Consider the following 18,766-nt stretch of genomic DNA (forward strand, 5'->3'; position numbering starts at 1 on the left):
CTGTACAACTTTGTCTTCATCATAGATTCAAAGGTGTACAAGTCAAATTATTTGTATAAGTTTTCGAGAGGAGTGCAATTCTCATGTGGGAGCGGGCTTGCTCGCGAATGCGGTGTATCAGTCTCCCGTGTCTCTTCTGACACCCCGCATTCGCGAGCAAGCCCGCTCCCACAGGATCTATTTCCAGCCGAGTATCCAGCCGTCGCTATCTTTCAGAGACTGCCAGGCGAGACGCTGACTGCGTTGGGTCAGAACCGCCTGCAACTCGACGTCCAGCACCGTACCTTCCTCATCGCGGAACAGCTCGGTCACCAGAAAATGTTTTTCGCGGTTTTGCGGGTGGGCTGCTGTCCATTTCGACAGCAGCAATTTACTCGGATTGATTCTATTCACTGCAAGTGCTCATGCAACCGTCGCGCAGCTTCCTGGCCACTGAGCCAGGCGCCTTCGACACGCCCGGACAAGCACCAGTCGCCACACACATACAGGCCCAGATCGGCATCGGCCAGGGCGCCCCATTCGTGACTGCTGGCGGGGCGCGCATAGAGCCAGCGGTGCGCGAGGCTGAAGGTCGGGGCGGGCATGGCGCTGTGTAACAGCTCGGCAAATGCACCGTGGAGTTGCTCGATCACGGCCTCCTTGGGCAAGTCGATATGTTGCCGGCTCCAGGCGCTGGTCGCATGCAGCACCCACGTGTCGAGGGTGTTGTCGCGCCCGGGTTTGCTGCGGTTGCGCGCCAGCCAGTCCAGCGGGCTGTCCTGCACGAAGCAACCTTCCATGGGGGTATCCAGCGGAGTATCGAACGCCAGCGCCACCGCCCAGGTCGGCTCCATTTTCACTCCGGCGGCGGCCCCGGCGAGTTTCGGCGCGGAGGCCAGCAGTGCCGTGGCTTGAGGTGCCGGCGTGGCGATCACCACGTGACTGAACGGACCATGGGTGAAGCCTTCGGCGTCTTGCAGATGCCAGTGTTCTTCACCGCGATACACCTCGGTGATCCGGCAGGCGAAATGCACTTCCAGATCGCCGAGCAGGCCGCGCGTGATGGCGCTCATGCGCGGCGTTCCGACCCAGCGCGTCTGTTCGTCCGGCGACAGGTTGAGCTGGCCGCCGTGGAAGGTAAAGAGCTGCGGCGTCCACTCAGCGACCCAGCCGTTGGATTGCCAACGCTGGACCTCGGTGACGAAGCGACGGTCGCGGGCAGTGAAATACTGTGCGCCCATGTCCAGGGCACCCGCATCGCTGCGCTTGCTCGACATGCGTCCGCCACTGCCGCGGCTTTTATCGAAAAGTTGAACGATGTGCCCGACTTCTGTCAGGGCCTGGGCGGCTGAGAGCCCGGCGATGCCGGTGCCGATGATTGCGATAGGTACAGTCATAGGGGCCTCGTTTACCTTTCTGTACAGACTACGCCGTGGTTTAAACCTGTACAATATTGTTTTTTGGTATAACTTTTAGCGTTCTCGATCTGACAGCTTGGCCTATTGTTAAACACAGACACTGCCCGATACCAAAGATCCCTGCTTATAAAAATAGACTAGTGATCAGGGTAAAACGCCACGCGAGGAAGAAGTCATGCACATATTGCTGACCGGCGGTACTGGTTTGATAGGACGTCAACTCTGCCGACACTGGTTGAGCCAGGGACATCGTCTGACAGTCTTGAGCCGCACGCCGGAAAAAGTCGCGAAAATCTGCGGTGCCCAGGTTCGCGGCGTCGCGTTGTTCGAAGACCTCGGGCAAGAACCGGTGGACGCGATTATCAACCTGGCGGGCGCGCCCATTGCCGATCGGCTATGGACGTCCAGGCGCAAAGCCTTGCTCTGGAGCAGTCGCATCACCCTGACCGAAACCTTGCTGGCCTGGCTCGAAACCCGCGAGCAGAAACCGCAGGTGTTAATCTCGGGTTCTGCCATTGGTTGGTACGGCGACAGTGGCGAACGTGAGCTGACTGAAGTGTCTCCGCCGTCCATCGATGATTTCGCCAGTCAGTTGTGCATTGCCTGGGAAGAAACCGCCCAGCGCGCCGAGGCCATGGGTATACGGGTGATCCTGATTCGAACGGGTCTGGTGCTGTCTGCCGAGGGCGGCTTTTTGTCGCGGCTGTTGCTGCCATTCAAAATGGGGCTGGGCGGGCCTCTGGGCAGTGGTCGGCAGTGGATGCCCTGGATTCATATCAACGATCAAATCGCCCTGATTGATTTTCTTCTGCATCGCAATGACGCCAGCGGTCCATATAATGCCTGCGCGCCTAAACCGGTGCGCAACAGCGAGTTCGCCAAGACATTGGGCAGCGTGCTGCACCGCCCGGCGTTCATGCCGATGCCGGCCCTGGCCCTGAAAGTGTGCCTGGGTGAACTGTCATTGCTGTTGCTGGGTGGCCAGAAGGCCGTACCGGCGCGCTTGCTGGAAGCGGGTTTCACTTTCCAATTCACCGATTTGCGCGCGGCCCTGGACGACCTGTCCCGCCGCCTCTGAAATAGGACGTTGCATGACCGATCACGCATTGCTTCTGGTTAACCTGGGTTCACCTGCCTCCACGTCGGTGGCGGATGTGCGCAGTTACCTCAATCAATTTCTGATGGATCCCTACGTGATCGACTTGCCATGGCCGGTGCGTCGCTTGCTGGTGTCGCTGATCCTGATCAAACGTCCTGAGCAGTCGGCCCACGCCTACGCGTCGATCTGGTGGGAGGAGGGCTCGCCGCTGGTGGTGCTCAGCCGTCGCCTGCAACAGGCCATGACTGCCCATTGGAGCCACGGGCCGGTAGAGCTGGCGATGCGTTATGGCGAGCCGTCGATTGAGACGAAACTGGTCCAGCTGGCGGCCCAGGGCCACAAAAACATTACCCTCGCGCCGCTTTATCCACAGTTCGCCGACAGCACCGTGACCACGGTGATTGAGGAAGCCAAGCGGGTGGTGCGCGAAAAGCAGCTCGACCTGCAGTTTTCGATTCTCCAGCCGTTCTACGATCAACCGGAATACCTCGATGCACTGGTGGCCAGCGCCAAGCCGCATTTGCAGCAGGATTACGATCACCTGTTGCTGAGCTTCCACGGTTTGCCAGAGCGTCACCTGACCAAGATCGACCCTACCGGTCACCATTGCTTCAAAAGCGATAATTGCTGCCAGAACGCTTCGCCAGAAGTATTGGCGACCTGTTACCGCGCCCAATGCCTGCGCACAGCCTCCGAGTTTGCAAAGCGGCTGGGGCTGGCGGATGGCAAGTGGTCAGTGTCGTTCCAGTCGCGTCTGGGCCGGGCGAAATGGATCGAACCCTACACCGAGGCGCGCCTCGATGAACTGGCCGGGATGGGCGTGAAGAAAGTCCTAGTCATGTGCCCGGCATTTGTTGCCGATTGCATCGAGACGCTTGAGGAAATCGGTGATCGCGGCAAGGAATTGTTCCGCGAGGCGGGGGGAGAGGAATTGGTGCTGGTGCCGTGCCTCAACGATGATCCGCAGTGGGCGCGGGCGTTGAACACCTTGTGCGAACGAGCGCCGTTGGCCCTTTGATGATCGTTCCCACGCTCTGCGTGGGAATGTAGCCCGTGACGCTCCGCGTCACTGGACGCGGAGCGTCCCTAGAGGCATTCCCACGCAGAGCGTGGGAACGATCAGTTCACTCAGAGCAGCGGCTCATCCGCCTTCTTGTGCTTCCAGCTGTCATTGCCCGGCAGCAGCAGATTCAGCCCGATCGCCACCACCGCGCACAGCGCGATGCCTTTGAGGCCGAAGTCGTCCGGGCCCGTCCCGGTGCCGACCAGCACACCGCCGATCCCGAACACCAAGGTCACCGAGACAATCACCAGATTGCGCGCCTCGCCCAGGTCGATCTTGTGGCGAATCAGCGTGTTCATCCCCACCGCAGCGATCGAACCAAACAACAGGCACAGGATCCCGCCCATCACCGGCACCGGGATGCTTTGCAGCAGTGCGCCGAACTTGCCGACGAACGCCAGGCTGATGGCAAAGATCGCCGCCCAGGTCATGATTTTCGGGTTGTAGTTTTTGGTCAGCATCACCGCGCCCGTCACTTCGGCGTAGGTGGTGTTGGGCGGGCCGCCGAACAGACCGGCAGCGGTGGTGGCAATGCCATCGCCGAGCAGGGTGCGGTGCAGGCCGGGCTTCTTCAGGTAATCGCGGCCGGTCACGCTGCCGACGGCAATCACCCCGCCGATATGCTCGATGGCCGGGGCCAGGGCTACCGGAACGATGAACAGAATCGCCTGCCAGTTGAATTCCGGCGCGGTGAAGTGCGGAATCGCAAACCACGGTGCCGCGGCGATCTTGGCGGTGTCGACGACGCCGAAATAGAACGCCATGGCAAAACCGACCAGCACGCCGGAAATGATTGGCACCAGGCGGAAGATGCCTTTACCGAACACCGCGACGATCAAGGTGGTCAGCAGCGCCGGCATCGAAATCAGCATCGCGGTCTGGTAATGAATCAGCTCGGTACCATCGCCAGCCTTGCCCATCGCCATGTTGGCGGCAATCGGCGCCATGGCCAGGCCGATCGAGATGATCACTGGACCAATCACTACGGGTGGCAGCAGACGGTCGATGAAACCGGTGCCTTTGATCTTCACGGCAAGGCCGAGGAAGGTGTAGACGAAACCCGCCGCCATCACGCCGCCCATCGTCGCCGCGAGGCCGAACTGGCCCTTGGCGAGAATGATCGGGGTGATGAAGGCAAAGCTCGACGCCAGGAACACCGGCACCTGACGCCCGGTGACGATCTGGAACAGAATCGTCCCCAGACCTGCGGTAAACAGCGCCACGTTCGGGTCGAGGCCGGTAATCAGCGGCATCAACACCAGGGCGCCGAAGGCCACGAACAGCATCTGTGCGCCAGACAGCACCGTGCGCCAGAGCGGATCGTTGAACTCTTGCTGCATGCTCAAGCGTCCTTCTGCTTGGTACCGAAGATCTTGTCACCGGCATCGCCCAGGCCTGGGATGATGTAACCGTGTTCGTTGAGTTTTTCGTCAATGGAGGCGGTGTAGATCATCACGTCCGGGTGCGCTTTGCCTACAGCGGCAATGCCTTCCGGCGCGGCAACCAGCACCATCGCGCGAATGTCGCGGCAACCGGCCTTTTTCAGCAGGTCGATGGTGGCGACCATGGAACTGCCGGTGGCGAGCATCGGGTCGATAATCATCGCCAGGCGTTCGTTGATTTCCGGAACCAGTTTTTCCAGATAGGTGTGGGCCTGCAGGGTTTGTTCGTTGCGGGCCACGCCGACGGCGCTGACTTTGGCGCCCGGGATCAGGCTCAGCACGCCTTCGAGCATGCCGATGCCGGCGCGCAGGATCGGCACCACGGTGATTTTCTTGCCGGCGATTTTCTCCACCGACACAGTGCCGCACCAGCCTTCGATGTCGTAGCTTTCCAGCGGCAGGTCTTTGGTGGCTTCATAGGTCAGCAGGGCACCGACTTCCTGAGCGAGCTCACGGAAATTCTTCGTGCTGATGTCTGCGCGGCGCATGAGGCCGAGTTTATGACGGATCAGCGGATGGCGGATCTCGAGGATGGGCATGGGAAAGGCTCCGGCGGCGGGCAAAAAAACCGGCCTAGATTAATCTATCCGAGGGTGTTGTCCTATAGACATAAAGTACGTTAGTCCACAAACGCTTGATCTGGCCGTGCGGGATGCGTACCTTTGCCCGCTTTTCCTTAATCAGTCCCCCCTGGAGAGCGCCATGTCCGCTGATCTCGAGCATATCCGTCAAATCATGCGAGAGGCTGACTGCCTGTACACCGAAGCTGAAGTCGAGGCGGCCATCGCCCGCGTCGGTGCACAAATCAACGAGCAGCTGGCTGAAAGCAATCCGGTGGTGTTCTGCGTGATGAACGGCGGCCTGATTTTCTCCGGAAAACTGTTGACCTATCTGAACTTCCCGCTGGAAGCGTCCTACCTGCACGCCACCCGTTATCGCAACGAAACCAGCGGCGGCGACCTGTTCTGGAAAGCCAAGCCGGAAGTGTCGTTCATCGACCGTGACGTACTGATCATCGACGACATCCTCGACGAAGGTCACACCCTGGGCGCGATCATCGACTTCTGCAAACACGCTGGTGCCCGCGCTGTGCACACCGCCGTACTGATCGACAAGGACCACGACCGCAAGGCTCGCCCGGACCTGAAAGCCGATTTCGTCGGCCTGCCATGCATCGACCGGTATATTTTCGGTTACGGTATGGATTACAAGGGCTACTGGCGTAACGCCAACGGGATTTTTGCTGTTAAAGGAATGTAATCATTGGCCACGCCGAGCTTTCTTGATCAAACACTTTTCACTGAATTGGCCGAGAAGGCTGCGGCCAATCCGCGTGGGCGCCAGCATCACAACTTCCATCAGATGGAAGAGGCTTGCCATCGCATGGCGGTGGGCTTGCAGCCAAACACGTATATCCCGCCTCACCGACACTTGGGCGACAACAAGGCCGAAACCTTGTTGGTCCTCAAGGGGCGGCTCGGTTTGCTGATCTTTGATGAGTCTGGCGTGGTCGTGAACAAACAAGTCCTCGTCGCTGGGGGGGACTGTGTCGGCGTGGACCTGCCCATCGGTGTATTCCATGGCCTGGTCGTGCTGGAAGCCGACAGCGTGATGTTCGAGTGCAAAGCTGGCCCTTATCGCCCGGTCGGCGAGGGTGAGCTTGCTCCGTGGGCGCCACGTGAAGGCGAGCCTGGTGTGGCCGAGTATCAGGCCTGGATGCGCGCGCAGTTCGATTGATACGCAGTACCCCCTGTAGGAGCGAGCGGTGCGGCGATCCGACTTGCCCGCGAAGGCGGTGTGTCAGCCCCTTGGTTATCGAATGACACACCGCGTTCGCGGGCAAGCCTCGCTCCTACAAGTACCCATGCTAGAGTGCTCGGCCCCGCCCTTCGGAGCCCGTCATGAGCCTTTTGATCCGCAGCTGCGCCGCCCTGTTGCTGACCCTCAGCCTGCCTCTGGCGGCCGCCCCGGCGCCGATGCACGCGCAGTTCCTGCCGCCTGACGACCTGACCTTGCGTGACGCAGAGCCCGAGCAGCAACAGCTGTTGCAAGTCACCGAGTATTCAGTGGTGATTGGCAGCCAGCGTCAGTCCAACCAGCAGCCGATTCCTGTTACTTCCCCTTTGCTGATCCGCCTCAAGGGCAAGTCCCTGAACAAGGGCGCGACCATCAATCAGGTGCTGGTCAATTTCGACGGCGAAAGCAAAAGCCTGAAAAAGCCGATCTACGACGAAAAAAGCAAAACCCTGACGCTGTTTTACCCGATGGCACAGTACCGGGTGGTGATCGACCTGTTGCGCAATGACACGGTGTATTGCCAGTTCCTCAGCTACGCCAACGGCCATGTCTGGGCCGATCTGCACACGGGCGCTGTTCGTCCGCGTTGAGCCCGGTGGCAAGGGAGGGGTAAACTGCCCCCCCCCGTGAAATGTCTGCGAGCTGGAGTCGGCAATGCGTAAAGATAAGAAGCAAGTGATTGGTGACGAGATCGGCGATGAGCAGATCAAGCTGTTCCTCGATTTCGAACCGGTCGACGCCACTTCGCCGTCCCTGCACAAACTGATCAAGGCCTACCGTGGCCTGCGCATCGATGACTTCGAGCGTTTTCTGACGTTCTTCGTCGAGGCCGGTTATGACCTGGATGGCAAGGATGAGCACGGCAATGACTTCGTCGCCCTGATCAAGGATCAGCGCAACGCGGCCGAATACATCGAGTTGATTGCCAAGGCTCGCGGTTAAGATCAAAAGATAAGATCAAGAGATCGCAGCCTCGTTTCACTCGACAGCTCCTACAAGGGATCGCGTAATCCTGTAGGAGCTGTCGAGTGAAACGAGGCTGCGATCTTTTAAATGTTCACAAAAAAACGCCCCGCTCTCACTGAGAACGGGGCGTTTTTCATGCGGCCGAATCAAGCGTAGCTTTCGGTCTCGTTACTGGCTTCAACCAGTTCCAGGGCGACGTTGTTGTGCGCATTGATCTTGCGATACAGCGCAGCGTCGGTCTCCAGGACCTTTTCCCGAGCCGGGAAGATTTCCGCCAGTTTGGCAGCCCACTCACTGGATGCTTTGTTCGGGAAGCATTTTTCGATTAGTTCAAGCATGATCGAAACGGTCACCGAAGCGCCTGGCGACGCGCCGAGCAGGGCGGCAAGGGAACCGTCCTTGGCCGCGACCAGTTCGGTACCGAACTGCAGAACGCCGCCTTTCTTCGGGTCTTTCTTGATGATCTGCACCCGTTGGCCGGCCACTTCCAGGCGCCAGTCTTCGGCTTTCGCTTCAGGGTAGAAGCGACGCAGGGAGTCCAGACGCTGCTCCATCGACTGCATCACTTCGCTGACCAGGTACTTGGTCAGATCCATGTTGTTTTTCGCCACGGCCAGCATCGGGCCGATGTTGCCGGCGCGAACCGACATCGGCAGGTCCATGAAGGAGCCATGCTTGAGGAACTTGGTGGTGAAACCGGCATAAGGTCCGAACAGCAGGGACTTCTTGCCATCGACCACGCGGGTGTCCAGGTGCGGCACCGACATCGGTGGCGAACCCACCGCGGCCTGGCTGTAGACCTTGGCCTGGTGATGCTTGACCACTTCCGGGTTGTCGCAACGCAGCCACTGGCCACTGATCGGGAAGCCGCCGAAGCCTTTGCTTTCTTCGATGCCCGAGGCCTGCAACAACGGCAGTGCCGCGCCGCCAGCGCCGAGGAACACGAATTTCGCGTCGACGTCACGGGAGTTGCCGCTGTTGACGTCCTTGATGCTGACGGTCCAGCCGCTGCCGTTACGCTTGAGGCCAGTCACGCGCTTGCAATACTTGACCTGGGCATCGGGTGCGCTGGTCAGGTGCTTGAGCAGTTGATTGGTCAGGGCGCCGAAGTTGACGTCGGTGCCGTTCATGACGCGGGTGGCTGCGACGACTTCGTCGGCTGGCCGGCCCGGCATCATCAATGGCATCCACTCGGCCATGGTGGCCTTGTCTTCGGTGTATTCCATGTCCGAGAAGGCGTGGTGCTTGCTCAGGGTCTTGAAGCGTTCCTTGAGGAAGGAAACGCCATCATTGCCCTGCACGAAGCTCAGGTGCGGCACCGGGCTGATGAACGTCTTGCACGAGCCGAACGTGCCTTTCTTGGTCAGGTAGGACCAGAACTGCTTCGACACTTCGAACTGAGTGTTGATGTGCACGGCTTTCTTGATGTCGACGCTGCCGTCGGCCGCCTGCGGCGTGTAATTGAGCTCACACAGCCCGGCGTGACCGGTACCGGCGTTGTTCCACGGATTCGAACTCTCCGCGGCACCGGAATCCATCAGCTCGACAACTTCCAGCTTGATCGCGGGGTCGAGTTCTTTGAGCAGTACGGCAAGGGTGGCACTCATGATGCCGGCCCCAACCAGTACTACGTCGACTGCTTCGTTATGCGCCATTTAACGCGTCTCCAAAATCTGCAGCACCAAATTGTCGGCATGGCGGCCAGGTGTTCAGGGGCGTGTCAGTGATGCCCCAGGTACCCATGGCCAGTGTCGCCATGTCCGAATCTTCGCAATTTTTCGCAACTTCGACGGATGCATGCGGCCGCGTCTAAAGAGTTACATGAACTCATCTCAGCACGCGGCTGGCAATTCGACTTATGGTCGAGACATCCGTTTGTGCAACCAAATCCGTAGCGGACAGGCTTCAGGCTCCGGTGTTCGAGGAGTACTCGGTCCTGTGTCGTTGGGCTGTTTCAGACGCTAATGGTGCATGTTCAGACGCAAAACTATTCATTTGCTCGCCACACTCTTGTGAAGTTGTGAAAACCCGTTTTTTTCACGCTCTTTTGAAGACGTGAACCTCAAAAAAGGGCTGTCCCAGCCTGGCACTGTGCCCGGATGGATTGCCGTCATGGGATACATGACAGGCAAAACGGGCAAACAGCTCAGTAACCGAGCGTAATGACAGCTCTGCAGATTCGCGAAAAGTGGGGTTTTTGCTCAAGGAACAGCAAGCGCGCCAGCTTCACTCGATCTGTGTGGGCGGCTCTCTGTGGGCGGTGCGGGGTGCCAATACCGAAGCATTGACGATGCTGCGAGGCCCGATCAGGAGACGTCCTTATAATCGGGGGGAGATTGTATCTAAGAAACGCAGGGAAATGGACGTGTTTAATGACTTTTATTAGGCGTCTGGTCAGGTGGTCAACAGATGTTGCACCCGTGCACGTGGCTGGCGCTGGCTGACACGGGCGCTAGGCGGCAGCGGATGGTGCAGCCAGTTGAGGCGGATTTCTTCGATTTCGACCCAGCCATCGCCCATCGGCTGGAGGCTGCACTGCTTGAACGCCTGGCAGTGGCCATTGCGGTCGAGCAGGGCAAAGCAGCGGTGCAACGGGCGTGGTGCGAACAGCGAGATGAGATAGCGCATGGCGACGTACCTTGTGGGTGACTACCGACAAAGTTGGCAGCGAGTCGTGACGTACATGTGAAGGGCAGGTGAAAAATGTGTGACAGGAACCGCGGTCTGAAGGGTGTGTCAGAGATTTCAGTAATCGCTGCATGAAGCTAGTTAGCCGCAGTGGCCCACCGCTATACTGCGGGCCTTAGTGCCTGATTCTGGAGAGAAGCGCATGTTGCAACGCCTGTTGTTCGGTTTGATCACTGTGACCAGTTTGACTCTGGTCGGCTGCGCCCACAGCCCGCAACAACTGAACCCTGAACCCAAGCTGACAACTCAGCTGGCCCCGGTCGGCCATGGCCAGCCGGTGGTGGTGCGCGTAGTGGACGGTCGTCCGTCGCCAACGCTGGGCACCCGTGGTGGCCTGTACCCTGAGACCAGCGCGATCACCGTGCAGGGCGCGCAGATTCTGCCGAAGTTGCAGGCTCAGGCCGAAGCGGCCGTGCGGTTGTTGGGCTTCACCCCAACCTCCAATGCGCTGAATGCTCCGCAGTTGACCGTGACCCTGGCCGAGCTGAAGTATCAGTCGCCTAAAGAAGGCATGTACGTGACTGAAGCGACCATCGGCGCAACCTTCCGCTCCGATGTGCAGAATGCCAATCGTCGCTACAGCGGTCGTTATGGTGCGTCCCTGGATCAGCGTTTTGGTATGGCGCCGAATCAGGAAACCAATACCAAGCTGGTCAGCGATGTGCTGAGCGATGCGTTGACGCGTCTGTTCAAGGATCCGACTGTGGGTCAGGTTCTCGGCGAATAACTTTCGCGATATTCAAAAAAGCCCGGTGCCAGCAATGGCCCCGGGCTTTTTCATGCCTGGCTACCACCCTTTGTAGGAGCGAGGCTTGCCCGCGAAAGCGGTGTTTCAGGCGACTCAAATGTTGAATGTCAGACCGCCTTCGCGGGCAAGCCTCGCTCCTACAGGTGTTCTGTGGTCAAGCCGCTTGCGAATAAAAATCCAGCACGCTCACCCCGGTCAGCAAATCCGTCTCCGGCAAATCCGCATGTTGATGCCCGCCCAGCGCGCAATAGACCAGCCAGTGGCGGTCTTGAACATTAAAGGCGAGGCTTCCTACGAGGTTTTGTTGTTCGTCACTCTGGGCGATGAGGTAGAGGCGGTCCTGGTTTTCGGCGTGCAGCATGACGGTGTCCGTGTCGGTTTCGAGGGTCGCCAGACTGGCGTATTCAGATGACGGAGCCGTGACACAGGGCAGCATTTGGTCAAATGGTTCGTTATTTGTCGGAAAGGCAGGGCAGGGGGACAGGCTTTCGGTAGAATCCGCGCCGCAGTCGCCGGTTCGGCGTCGGCCACACCTGTTTTGCCGAGGTCCGTGATGTCGTTGCATTTGATTTCGCTGTTCACCCACCATCCCGCCAAATTGATCAACCTGCTGGCCTTGCTGTTGGCCTTCCCGGGCGGCTGGTTGCTGCATGCCACTCGGCGCCGTGAACAACGCGCAATGGCCAGCCTGGTCGCCCAGCGTCAAAGTCGCCCGAGCGAAGAACCCACGCTGGATTGGGCGACCTTGCGTATGAACCGGTTCTTCTACCGCTTTGGTTTCGCGTGCCTGGGGTTGGCGTTGCTGGTGTCGTGGATCAGCACCCGCGTTTGAGTCGCCGAAACGCAAAAGATCTTGCTTTAAAGCGGCAGTCCCGCTTTCACACGGTACTGATTACGCACCGGCGTCGCATATTGCAGCACCAGATACGGACGATGTTCCTCGGGACAAGCTTCCAGACGACGCTGCCATTCTTCCTGGGCCTTGGCCAGTTCATCCGCTGCAAACACCTCGGCAGCTTTTGGCACCTGCAGTTGCGGGTCAGCGTCTTTCCACTGAGCGTAAGCCAGGTAGTGCACCGGGAATAACCGGTAGCCGCCGAGTATCTGCCGGTCCATTTCGATCGCCAATTGTTTGGTGTCGTCGAACAGTTCGGTGATCGGCGCGGCGAAGTTCACATGCACCCGGCCCTTGTAGCCGGTGATGCCCTTGGCGATGCTGACGTCGTCCTCGCCCGGGACTTTGGTGTAGCTGCCGGTGGTGGCGCGGATGAACAGCTCGCGGGCCTTGGCCTGGTCGCACGGGTCGTATTCGTAGCTGATCGACACCGGGCTGACGTTGAGCGAGCGGATGACTTCGCCGAACGGCTCGTCCTTGCGGCTCATGTGGAACATCTTCAGGATCGCCGACTCGGTGCGGTCGTCGCCGTCCTTGGCCCGGCCTTCGGCCTGGGCGATCCAGATGGAGGCGCAATCGTTGCGGATCGAGTAGTTGATGTAGGCTGACAGCAGCTGATACGCCGCCATCTTCTCGCGACGCCCGGTGATCGAGCGGTGCACGATGAAGCTCTTGTTCAGGCGCATCAGGTCGCTGACGAAGGGCTTTTGCAGCAGGTTGTCGCCGATCGCGATGCGCGGTGTCGGCAGGCCGGCGTGGTACACGGCGTAGTTGACGAAGGCCGGGTCCATCACGATGTCGCGGTGGTTGGCGATGAACAGGTAGGCGCTGCCGGACTTGAACTGCTCGACGCCGGTGTACGTCACACCGTCCGTGGCTCGCTCGATGGTGTGGTCGACATACATCTCGACTTTATCCTGCAACGTCGCCACCGATGTGACGCCGGAGAACTCACGGCGCAGCCGATGAGCTATAAGAGGTTTGAGCGCCCAGCCGAAAGCACCGGCAAAACGCGGGAAGCGGAAGTGGATGAGGATATCTAGAAACGCCTTGTCGCCAAGCAGTCGGTCCAGCACCGCTGGGACTTCGCTGTCGTCGTAAGGTCGGATGGCATCGAATTCGCCCATCATGCTCTCTTGTTAGAAACGGCTAGGGTAAGTAAAGGTTTTGATCGAAAACCAACGGGGCACGGTCTGAAAAGTTAGCCAGACAAAAATAGCCCTGCAAATAGACCGGCGATTATACGCACAAGTCACCTGGGAGACCGCGATGCTGGAACCTGCGTTGTATGAATGTCCGTATTGTGGTGAAGAGGTCGAGACAACGGTGGACCTGTCCGGGGGCGATCAGACCTATATCGAGGACTGTCAGGTGTGCTGTCGGCCGATAACGTTTGTGTTGCAGGTGGACGGAGAGGAATGGCACCTCGAAGTGTTCAGTGAAAACGAGTAAGGGGCGTCTATGCAGCGAATCTACGAGCCGGAAAACCTGATGGAAGGGGAGTTGCTGCAAGGCATGCTGGCCAGTGAGGGCATCGAGGCGCATCTGGAGGGCCGCGATTTAATCGGCGGGACCGGCGAATTGCCCATCTTCGGCCTGCTGGGTTTGTCGGTGGACAACGACCAGGCTGAATACGCCCGGGAGCTGATCACCGCGTACAATGCCGCGCTGCCACTGCCCGGTGATGAACCGGACAGTTTTCCCGGCACGCTGGTCTGTTAGGCTGGCGTTCGTTTTATTGAGAGTCGTGTTGCCCCATGTGTGGACGTTATGCCCTGTTTCGCTGGAACCCCGCCTTCGCGGCCCTGCCTGGCTTCCCCGCCGATCAGCAGGCCCAGTGGAATATTTCCCCCAACGATTCGGTGCTGATGCTGCGTGCCGGCGCAGACGCTCAGCGTGAGTTGGCCCGGGCGCGTTGGGGTTTGACGCCGCCGTGGCTGACCGACCTGTCCCGCACCCCGGCCCATGCCCGGGCCGAAACCGTCGCTGAACAACCGATGTTTCGCCAGGCCTTGCGCGAACGCCGGTGCCTGCTGCCGGCCAACGGTTTTTACGAATGGCGCGGCACGACCCGCAAACGCCCGTATTGGCTGACGCCGGGAGAAGGCTCGACCTTGTTTTTTGCGGCAATCTGGGAAGCGTATCCGGTGCAGGAGCAGGTGTGGCTGAGCACGGCAGTGATCACGCAACCGGCGGCGAGCCAGCGTCGGCCGTTGATTCTGGATGAGGCAGGGCAGGCGGCGTGGCTTGATCCCGAGACACCTTTGCATGCGTTGCAGGCGTTGTTGGCCAGTGAACCTGCGGCGTTGCGCGAGCGGGTGTTGGCGAATCTCGTGAATGATCCGAAGCTGAATGGGCCGGAGTGTCTGACTCCGGGTTGATTCGGCGCCTGTGCCGACGCCTTCGCGGGCAAGCCCGCTCCCACAGGGATTTATGGCGCTCACAAAACCTGTGGGAGCGGGCTTGCCCGCGATGGGGTCCTCGGATCAAACCTTGAACTGATTGATCAACCGCCGCTGCTGTTCCGCCAGCTTGGTCAAATCCGCACTCGCCGCACTCGATTCATCCGCCCCGCCCGCCACTTCATTGGCCACTTGCCCGATGTTGATCACGTTGCGGTTGATGTCATCCGCCACCGCGCTCTGCTCCTCGGCCGCACTGGCAATCTGCGTGTTCATGTCATTGATCACCGACACCGCCTGAGTAATCGTCTCCAGGGCCTCGGCCGCTTTCGCCGCATGTTGCACGCTTTCATCGGTGCGGTTCTGGCTGTCCTCCATCACTCGCACCACATCGCGAGTGCCTTGTTGCAACTGCTGGATCATGGTCTGGATTTCTTCCGTGGCCTTCTGGGTTTTCTGCGCCAGATTGCGCACTTCATCGGCCACCACTGCAAAACCCCGGCCCTGTTCGCCTGCGCGGGCCGCTTCAATGGCCGCGTTCAAGGCCAGCAGATTGGTTTGTTCGGCGATCCCGCGAATGGCGGTCAGGATCGCGTTGATGTTCTCGCTGTCCTTGGCCAGGGTCTGCACTACGCCGACAGCTTTGCCGATTTCAATCGCCAGGACGCCAATCGAATTCGACGTGTCGCGCACGATCTGCATGCCCTGGGCCGCTGCCTGATCGGCATGGCTGGCGGCTTGCGCAGCCTGGGTCGCGTTGCGTGCCACGTCCTGGGCGGTGGCGGTCATTTCATGCACTGCCGTCGCCACTTGATCGATCTCGGCCATTTGCTTCTGCACACCGATGTTGGTGCGGATGGCAATGTCGGCGGTGTGTTCCGACGAGTCGCTGACGCTCTGCACCGAGGTCACGACCTGGGTGATCATCGCCTGTAGCTTGGCCAGGAATGTGTTGAAGCCTTTGGCGATCGAGCCCAGTTCGTCGGCGCGATCACTGGTCAGGCGGCGCGTCAGGTCGCCTTCGCCTTTGGCGATATCGTCGAGCATCGCCACCATTTGCTTGAGCGGGCGGGCAATGCCGTGACCCACCAGCCAGATCACCAGCAAACCGATACCGGCGATCAACAAACCGACCATGGCCATGCCGAAGGTGTCGGACTTGCGCTGAGCATCCAGGTCGCCCTGCAGTTTTTGCAGGTCGGCCATCACTGCGTTCAATGGCAGTTGCAGCATCAAGGTCCAGCGCGCATCGGTCTGGCCGATGCCGAACGGCAGGTACAACTCGATCCGGCCCTGGGCCTTGTCGACGGTGTAGGTCACTTCGCCGCGTTTGAGGTTGGCCATGTTGGCGATCTGCTTGCTGTCGAGAATGTCACTGACCTTCTCGCCGAATTTGCTCGGGTCCTTGGTGTAGGCAACGATCCGGCCATTACCACCGATCAGCGCCATTTCCCCTGCGCCGCTGTACAGTTTCTGATTCGCGCCCAGCAACATTTCCTGGATGAAGTTCACCGACAGGTCGGCGCCGACGATGCCCTGGAAGGCGCCGTTGAGCATGATCGGTTCAATAAAGGAGGCGAGCATGACGATCTTGTCGCCGACCTTGTAGGGCGCCGGATCGATCACGCAGGATTTTTTTGTTTCCTTGGAGCACAGGTAGTACTCGCTGGCGCGCACGCCGGTGGACAGGGTTTTCTGGTCGTCGACGTCCACCAGTTTGTCCAGGCCCAGGGTGCCGTCCTCGTTGCGAAACCACCACGGCAGGAAGCGCCCGTTGCTGGCGTCGATGCCCACCACTTTGGTGTCGACGTAGGCCGCATCGTTGTGATCGAGCGCGTCTTTTTCCCAGCCTATATAGGTGCCGAGAATTTTCGGGTTCTTGACCACGTTTTCCTTGATCAGGCTGATCAACTGCTCACGGCTCAGGCTCAATGTCGGCTGGCCATCGGCCCCCGGCGTACCGATCAGCGCGTTGACCCGCACCAGGCCGCCGGCGATCAGCAGCGGCGCTTCGAGTTCGCGCTGGATCTGGCTGACCTGGGTTTGCGCCAGCGAGGTCAGGCGCTGCTCGATGACTTGCTCGAATTGCGCCTGGGTCCGCTCCTGGACCATGTCTTGCGTCCGGGCGCCGGAAAACAGTGCGTACAGCACCAGCGCGGCGACTACGCTAAGAACGATGGCACCGGCGAGGGCGGCCACGGAAAACTGGATCGACTTGAATTTCATGGGGGCTCCGCACGCAAGAGGACGTCTGCGGTGGTGTATCGGCAGGAGCCCGGAGGGCCATGAGCAGGGATGGGCGAAATGGCTGTTTTGAGGTGCTTGATGTCGCAAATGGATCATTGCGGGCCGTTATCGGCCGTGGCGGGCGCCGTTGTGTGAAATTTTTCCTACAGCAATGAGAGCTTTGTCTGAAATGTGCGTCTACTCGTCTATGTATCTGGCGTCGATACAATTCACCACCTAGGCTACGCGGCATGTTTTCAGGGAGTTTTTTGATGAACAAGACATTGGTTGTGTGTGCGCTGAGCGCAGGTTTGTTGCTTGCCGGCTGTCAGTCGGTCAATACCACCAGCGGTGGCGCCGTGGGCGTTGAGCGTAAGCAGTACATGTTCAGCATGTTGTCCACCGACGAAGTCAACCAGATGTACGCCCAGTCTTATCAAAAGACGGTCGGAGAGGCGAACACCAAAGGTGTGCTGGACAAGACCAGCAACGATGCCAGGCGCGTCCAGTCGATTGCCGACCGGCTGATTGCCCAGGCGCCGGTGTTCCGTCCGGATTCGGCCCAGTGGAAATGGGAAGTCAACCTGATCAAGAGCGACGAGCTCAACGCCAACTGCGGACCTGGCGGCAAGATCATTTTCTACACGGGGCTGATCGACAAACTGCAACTCACCGACGATGAAATCGCTGCGATCATGGGCCATGAAATCGCCCACGCCCTGCGCGAGCATGGGCGTGAAGCGATGTCCAAGGCGTATGGCGTCGAGATGGCCAAGCAAGGCGCCGGTGCGTTGCTCGGCTTGGGTCAGGACAGCCTGGCCCTGGCGGACACCGTGGCGAAATACGGCATGACCTTGCCCAACAGTCGTGGCAATGAAAACGAGGCGGACCTGATCGGCCTCGAACTGGCGGCCCGTGCCGGTTACAACCCGAACGCGGCGATCACGTTGTGGAACAAGATGAGCAAAGCCTCGGAAGGCGCTCCACCCGAGTTCTTGAGCACTCACCCGGCTTCTTCCAGCCGGATTGCTTCGTTGCAGGCAGCGATTCCGAAGGTGATGCCGTTGTACGAAAAAGCGCCGAAATCCTGATGGTCAGGCGGTGATGCCGCTGACGCCTTCGCGGGCAAGCCTCGCTCCTACAGATTTTGTGTCGTACACAAATTATGTAATCGACCAAAGACCTGTGGGAGCGTGGCTTGCCCGCGAAGAACGATAACGCGGTCTATCGACCTACTGCGTCAAACCCACCCGCTGCTCTGCATCGCCTTGTACACCGCCACAATCGCCAGGACAAAGAACGCAGACGCTGCCAGGCGACGGATCAGGGTGAGCGGCAATTTGTCTGCCGCAAAGTTACCGGCCAACACCACGGGCACGTTGGCAATCAACATCCCGGCGGTGGTGCCGATGATCACCAGCCACAAATCCGGGTATTGCGCGGCGAGCATTACCGTGGCGACCTGGGTTTTGTCGCCCATTTCGGCCAGGAAAAACGCAATCAGCGTAGTCAGGAACGGCCCGAACTTGCGGGCGGTGCTGGCTTCATCGTCGTCCATCTTGTCCGGCACCAGGGTCCACAGCGCGGTCGCGGCGAAGCTCGCGGCGAGGATCCAGTGCAACACCGCATCCGAGAAGAAACTGCCGAACCAGGCGCCTACCGCGCCGGCTGCCGCATGGTTGGCCAGGGTCGCGGCGACGATGCCGGCGATGATCGGCCAGGGTTTGCGAAAGCGGGCAGCGAGAATGAGCGCGAGCAGTTGCGTCTTGTCGCCGATTTCGGCCAAGGCAACGATTGCGGTGGGAACGAGCAGAGAGTCCAGCATCAGGGTTTTCCTAAGGGGCGGGTCGACACGGCTATGACACGTACAGCCTTCCCGCCCCGGGTAAGGTGTTCGTGTCATAGGTCTTGTCAAACCCTGCGATCCGTCTGATGCGGACGCTTGGGTCGCATACGCCATGGTCTGTTGACCAAGTATGTTGACGTATGCCGGACGAGCATGGCGCTCGTGGGAGACTACTCCCCTAGGACGGAGCGGATTCT

The 18,766-nt window shown here is 59.6% G+C and carries 22 protein-coding genes, 1 pseudogene and 1 riboswitch; of the genes and pseudogenes, 12 read left to right on the forward strand and 11 right to left on the reverse strand.

What is annotated here, in order from left to right; translation table 11 throughout:
• Positions 1–177 precede the first annotated feature (177 nt).
• Both ACIQV9_RS24805 and ACIQV9_RS24810 read right to left on the reverse strand, forming a co-directional pair.
• Complete coding sequence (locus tag ACIQV9_RS24805) at positions 178–393, reverse strand: TIGR02450 family Trp-rich protein (protein ID WP_403107169.1); 216 nt, start codon at positions 391–393, stop codon at positions 178–180.
• The gene (locus ACIQV9_RS24810) at positions 390–1,376 is read right to left on the reverse strand and encodes an NAD(P)/FAD-dependent oxidoreductase (protein WP_403107172.1); all 987 of its coding nucleotides are present in this window, start codon (positions 1,374–1,376) and stop codon (positions 390–392) included. Before ACIQV9_RS24810 ends, ACIQV9_RS24805 begins: the two co-directional genes overlap by 4 nt.
• A 196-nt stretch (positions 1,377–1,572) precedes the next feature.
• On the opposite strand from ACIQV9_RS24810, the gene ACIQV9_RS24815 reads away from it, so the two are divergent.
• Together ACIQV9_RS24815 and hemH are read left to right on the forward strand one after the other, a co-directional pair.
• A complete protein-coding gene (locus tag ACIQV9_RS24815) occupies positions 1,573–2,475 on the forward strand; it encodes a TIGR01777 family oxidoreductase (protein WP_403107175.1) in 903 nt (300 codons plus the stop codon).
• Between the two features lie 13 nt (positions 2,476–2,488).
• Positions 2,489–3,514 carry a ferrochelatase gene (gene hemH, locus ACIQV9_RS24820; RefSeq protein WP_403107178.1) on the forward strand — a complete coding sequence of 342 codons (1,026 nt, stop codon included), beginning with the start codon at positions 2,489–2,491 and terminating at the stop codon, positions 3,512–3,514.
• A gap of 110 nt (positions 3,515–3,624) precedes the next feature.
• On the opposite strand, the gene ACIQV9_RS24825 is transcribed toward hemH, so the two are convergent.
• Together ACIQV9_RS24825 and upp are read right to left on the reverse strand one after the other, a co-directional pair.
• On the reverse strand, positions 3,625–4,899 hold the full coding sequence (locus tag ACIQV9_RS24825; RefSeq protein ID WP_131059474.1) for a uracil-xanthine permease family protein: 1,275 nt from the start codon (positions 4,897–4,899) through the stop codon (positions 3,625–3,627).
• A gap of 2 nt (positions 4,900–4,901) precedes the next feature.
• Positions 4,902–5,540: a uracil phosphoribosyltransferase gene (gene upp / locus ACIQV9_RS24830; RefSeq protein WP_131059473.1), complete on the reverse strand. Its 639-nt coding sequence runs from the start codon at positions 5,538–5,540 to the stop codon at positions 4,902–4,904.
• 163 nt (positions 5,541–5,703) lie between these two features.
• On the opposite strand from upp, the gene ACIQV9_RS24835 reads away from it, so the two are divergent.
• From ACIQV9_RS24835 to ACIQV9_RS24850, 4 genes are all read left to right on the forward strand, one after another.
• Positions 5,704–6,261 carry a hypoxanthine-guanine phosphoribosyltransferase gene (locus ACIQV9_RS24835; protein ID WP_042732257.1) on the forward strand — a complete coding sequence of 186 codons (558 nt, stop codon included), beginning with the start codon at positions 5,704–5,706 and terminating at the stop codon, positions 6,259–6,261.
• Positions 6,262–6,264: 3 nt separating this feature from the next.
• Positions 6,265–6,738 carry a WbuC family cupin fold metalloprotein gene (locus tag ACIQV9_RS24840; protein WP_403107182.1) on the forward strand — a complete coding sequence of 158 codons (474 nt, stop codon included), beginning with the start codon at positions 6,265–6,267 and terminating at the stop codon, positions 6,736–6,738.
• A 164-nt stretch (positions 6,739–6,902) separates the two neighbouring features.
• Positions 6,903–7,388, forward strand: coding sequence for a hypothetical protein (locus ACIQV9_RS24845; protein WP_403107185.1), 486 nt, complete (start codon positions 6,903–6,905; stop codon positions 7,386–7,388).
• Positions 7,389–7,452: 64 nt separating this feature from the next.
• Entirely contained in the window at positions 7,453–7,740 is a 288-nt protein-coding gene (locus ACIQV9_RS24850; RefSeq protein WP_403107188.1) for a PA4642 family protein, read from the forward strand.
• A gap of 170 nt (positions 7,741–7,910) precedes the next feature.
• On the opposite strand, the gene mqo is transcribed toward ACIQV9_RS24850, so the two are convergent.
• Together mqo and ACIQV9_RS24860 are read right to left on the reverse strand one after the other, a co-directional pair.
• The gene (gene mqo / locus ACIQV9_RS24855; RefSeq protein WP_403107191.1) at positions 7,911–9,419 is read right to left on the reverse strand and encodes a malate dehydrogenase (quinone); all 1,509 of its coding nucleotides are present in this window, start codon (positions 9,417–9,419) and stop codon (positions 7,911–7,913) included.
• A gap of 739 nt (positions 9,420–10,158) precedes the next feature.
• A complete protein-coding gene (locus ACIQV9_RS24860) occupies positions 10,159–10,392 on the reverse strand; it encodes a hypothetical protein (RefSeq protein WP_403107194.1) in 234 nt (77 codons plus the stop codon).
• Between the two features lie 202 nt (positions 10,393–10,594).
• On the opposite strand from ACIQV9_RS24860, the gene ACIQV9_RS24865 reads away from it, so the two are divergent.
• Positions 10,595–11,179, forward strand: a complete 585-nt coding sequence (locus ACIQV9_RS24865) for a YajG family lipoprotein (protein WP_403107197.1) — start codon at positions 10,595–10,597, stop codon at positions 11,177–11,179.
• A gap of 175 nt (positions 11,180–11,354) precedes the next feature.
• Here ACIQV9_RS24865 and ACIQV9_RS24870 read toward each other — a convergent pair whose 3' ends face one another.
• A complete protein-coding gene (locus ACIQV9_RS24870) occupies positions 11,355–11,561 on the reverse strand; it encodes a hypothetical protein (RefSeq protein ID WP_010458215.1) in 207 nt (68 codons plus the stop codon).
• Between the two features lie 192 nt (positions 11,562–11,753).
• Between ACIQV9_RS24870 and ACIQV9_RS24875 the strand changes: the two genes are divergently transcribed.
• On the forward strand, positions 11,754–12,032 hold the full coding sequence (locus ACIQV9_RS24875; RefSeq protein ID WP_403107200.1) for a hypothetical protein: 279 nt from the start codon (positions 11,754–11,756) through the stop codon (positions 12,030–12,032).
• A gap of 26 nt (positions 12,033–12,058) precedes the next feature.
• On the opposite strand, the gene ACIQV9_RS24880 is transcribed toward ACIQV9_RS24875, so the two are convergent.
• The gene (locus ACIQV9_RS24880; RefSeq protein ID WP_403107202.1) at positions 12,059–13,225 is read right to left on the reverse strand and encodes a 1-acyl-sn-glycerol-3-phosphate acyltransferase; all 1,167 of its coding nucleotides are present in this window, start codon (positions 13,223–13,225) and stop codon (positions 12,059–12,061) included.
• Positions 13,226–13,364: 139 nt separating this feature from the next.
• Here ACIQV9_RS24880 and ACIQV9_RS24885 point away from each other — a divergent pair, with 139 nt between their 5' ends.
• The 3 genes from ACIQV9_RS24885 to ACIQV9_RS24895 are packed head-to-tail and all read left to right on the forward strand — an operon-like array spanning position 13,365 to position 14,476.
• Entirely contained in the window at positions 13,365–13,547 is a 183-nt protein-coding gene (locus tag ACIQV9_RS24885; protein WP_010458210.1) for a CPXCG motif-containing cysteine-rich protein, read from the forward strand.
• 9 nt (positions 13,548–13,556) lie between these two features.
• Entirely contained in the window at positions 13,557–13,817 is a 261-nt protein-coding gene (locus tag ACIQV9_RS24890) for a putative signal transducing protein (RefSeq protein WP_403107205.1), read from the forward strand.
• A gap of 35 nt (positions 13,818–13,852) precedes the next feature.
• Positions 13,853–14,476, forward strand: coding sequence for an SOS response-associated peptidase (locus tag ACIQV9_RS24895; RefSeq protein WP_403107208.1), 624 nt, complete (start codon positions 13,853–13,855; stop codon positions 14,474–14,476).
• Between the two features lie 105 nt (positions 14,477–14,581).
• Here ACIQV9_RS24895 and ACIQV9_RS24900 read toward each other — a convergent pair whose 3' ends face one another.
• Together ACIQV9_RS24900 and ACIQV9_RS24905 are read right to left on the reverse strand one after the other, a co-directional pair.
• Entirely contained in the window at positions 14,582–15,424 is an 843-nt protein-coding gene (locus ACIQV9_RS24900) for a methyl-accepting chemotaxis protein (RefSeq protein ID WP_370654477.1), read from the reverse strand.
• Positions 15,425–15,436: 12 nt separating this feature from the next.
• Positions 15,437–16,840, reverse strand: a pseudogene (locus tag ACIQV9_RS24905) (HAMP domain-containing protein); the annotation flags it as partial.
• Positions 16,841–16,995: 155 nt separating this feature from the next.
• Between ACIQV9_RS24905 and ACIQV9_RS24910 the strand changes: the two are divergent.
• The gene (locus tag ACIQV9_RS24910) at positions 16,996–17,814 is read left to right on the forward strand and encodes a M48 family metallopeptidase (protein WP_403107211.1); all 819 of its coding nucleotides are present in this window, start codon (positions 16,996–16,998) and stop codon (positions 17,812–17,814) included.
• Positions 17,815–17,963: 149 nt separating this feature from the next.
• Here ACIQV9_RS24910 and ACIQV9_RS24915 read toward each other — a convergent pair whose 3' ends face one another.
• Positions 17,964–18,548 carry a TMEM165/GDT1 family protein gene (locus ACIQV9_RS24915; protein ID WP_403107213.1) on the reverse strand — a complete coding sequence of 195 codons (585 nt, stop codon included), beginning with the start codon at positions 18,546–18,548 and terminating at the stop codon, positions 17,964–17,966.
• An 89-nt stretch (positions 18,549–18,637) separates the two neighbouring features.
• Positions 18,638–18,760, reverse strand: a riboswitch (yybP-ykoY riboswitch).
• Positions 18,761–18,766 lie beyond the last annotated feature (6 nt).

The sequence above is a fragment of the Pseudomonas sp. NPDC099000 genome, assembly GCF_044759925.1.
Taxonomy (GTDB): domain Bacteria; phylum Pseudomonadota; class Gammaproteobacteria; order Pseudomonadales; family Pseudomonadaceae; genus Aquipseudomonas.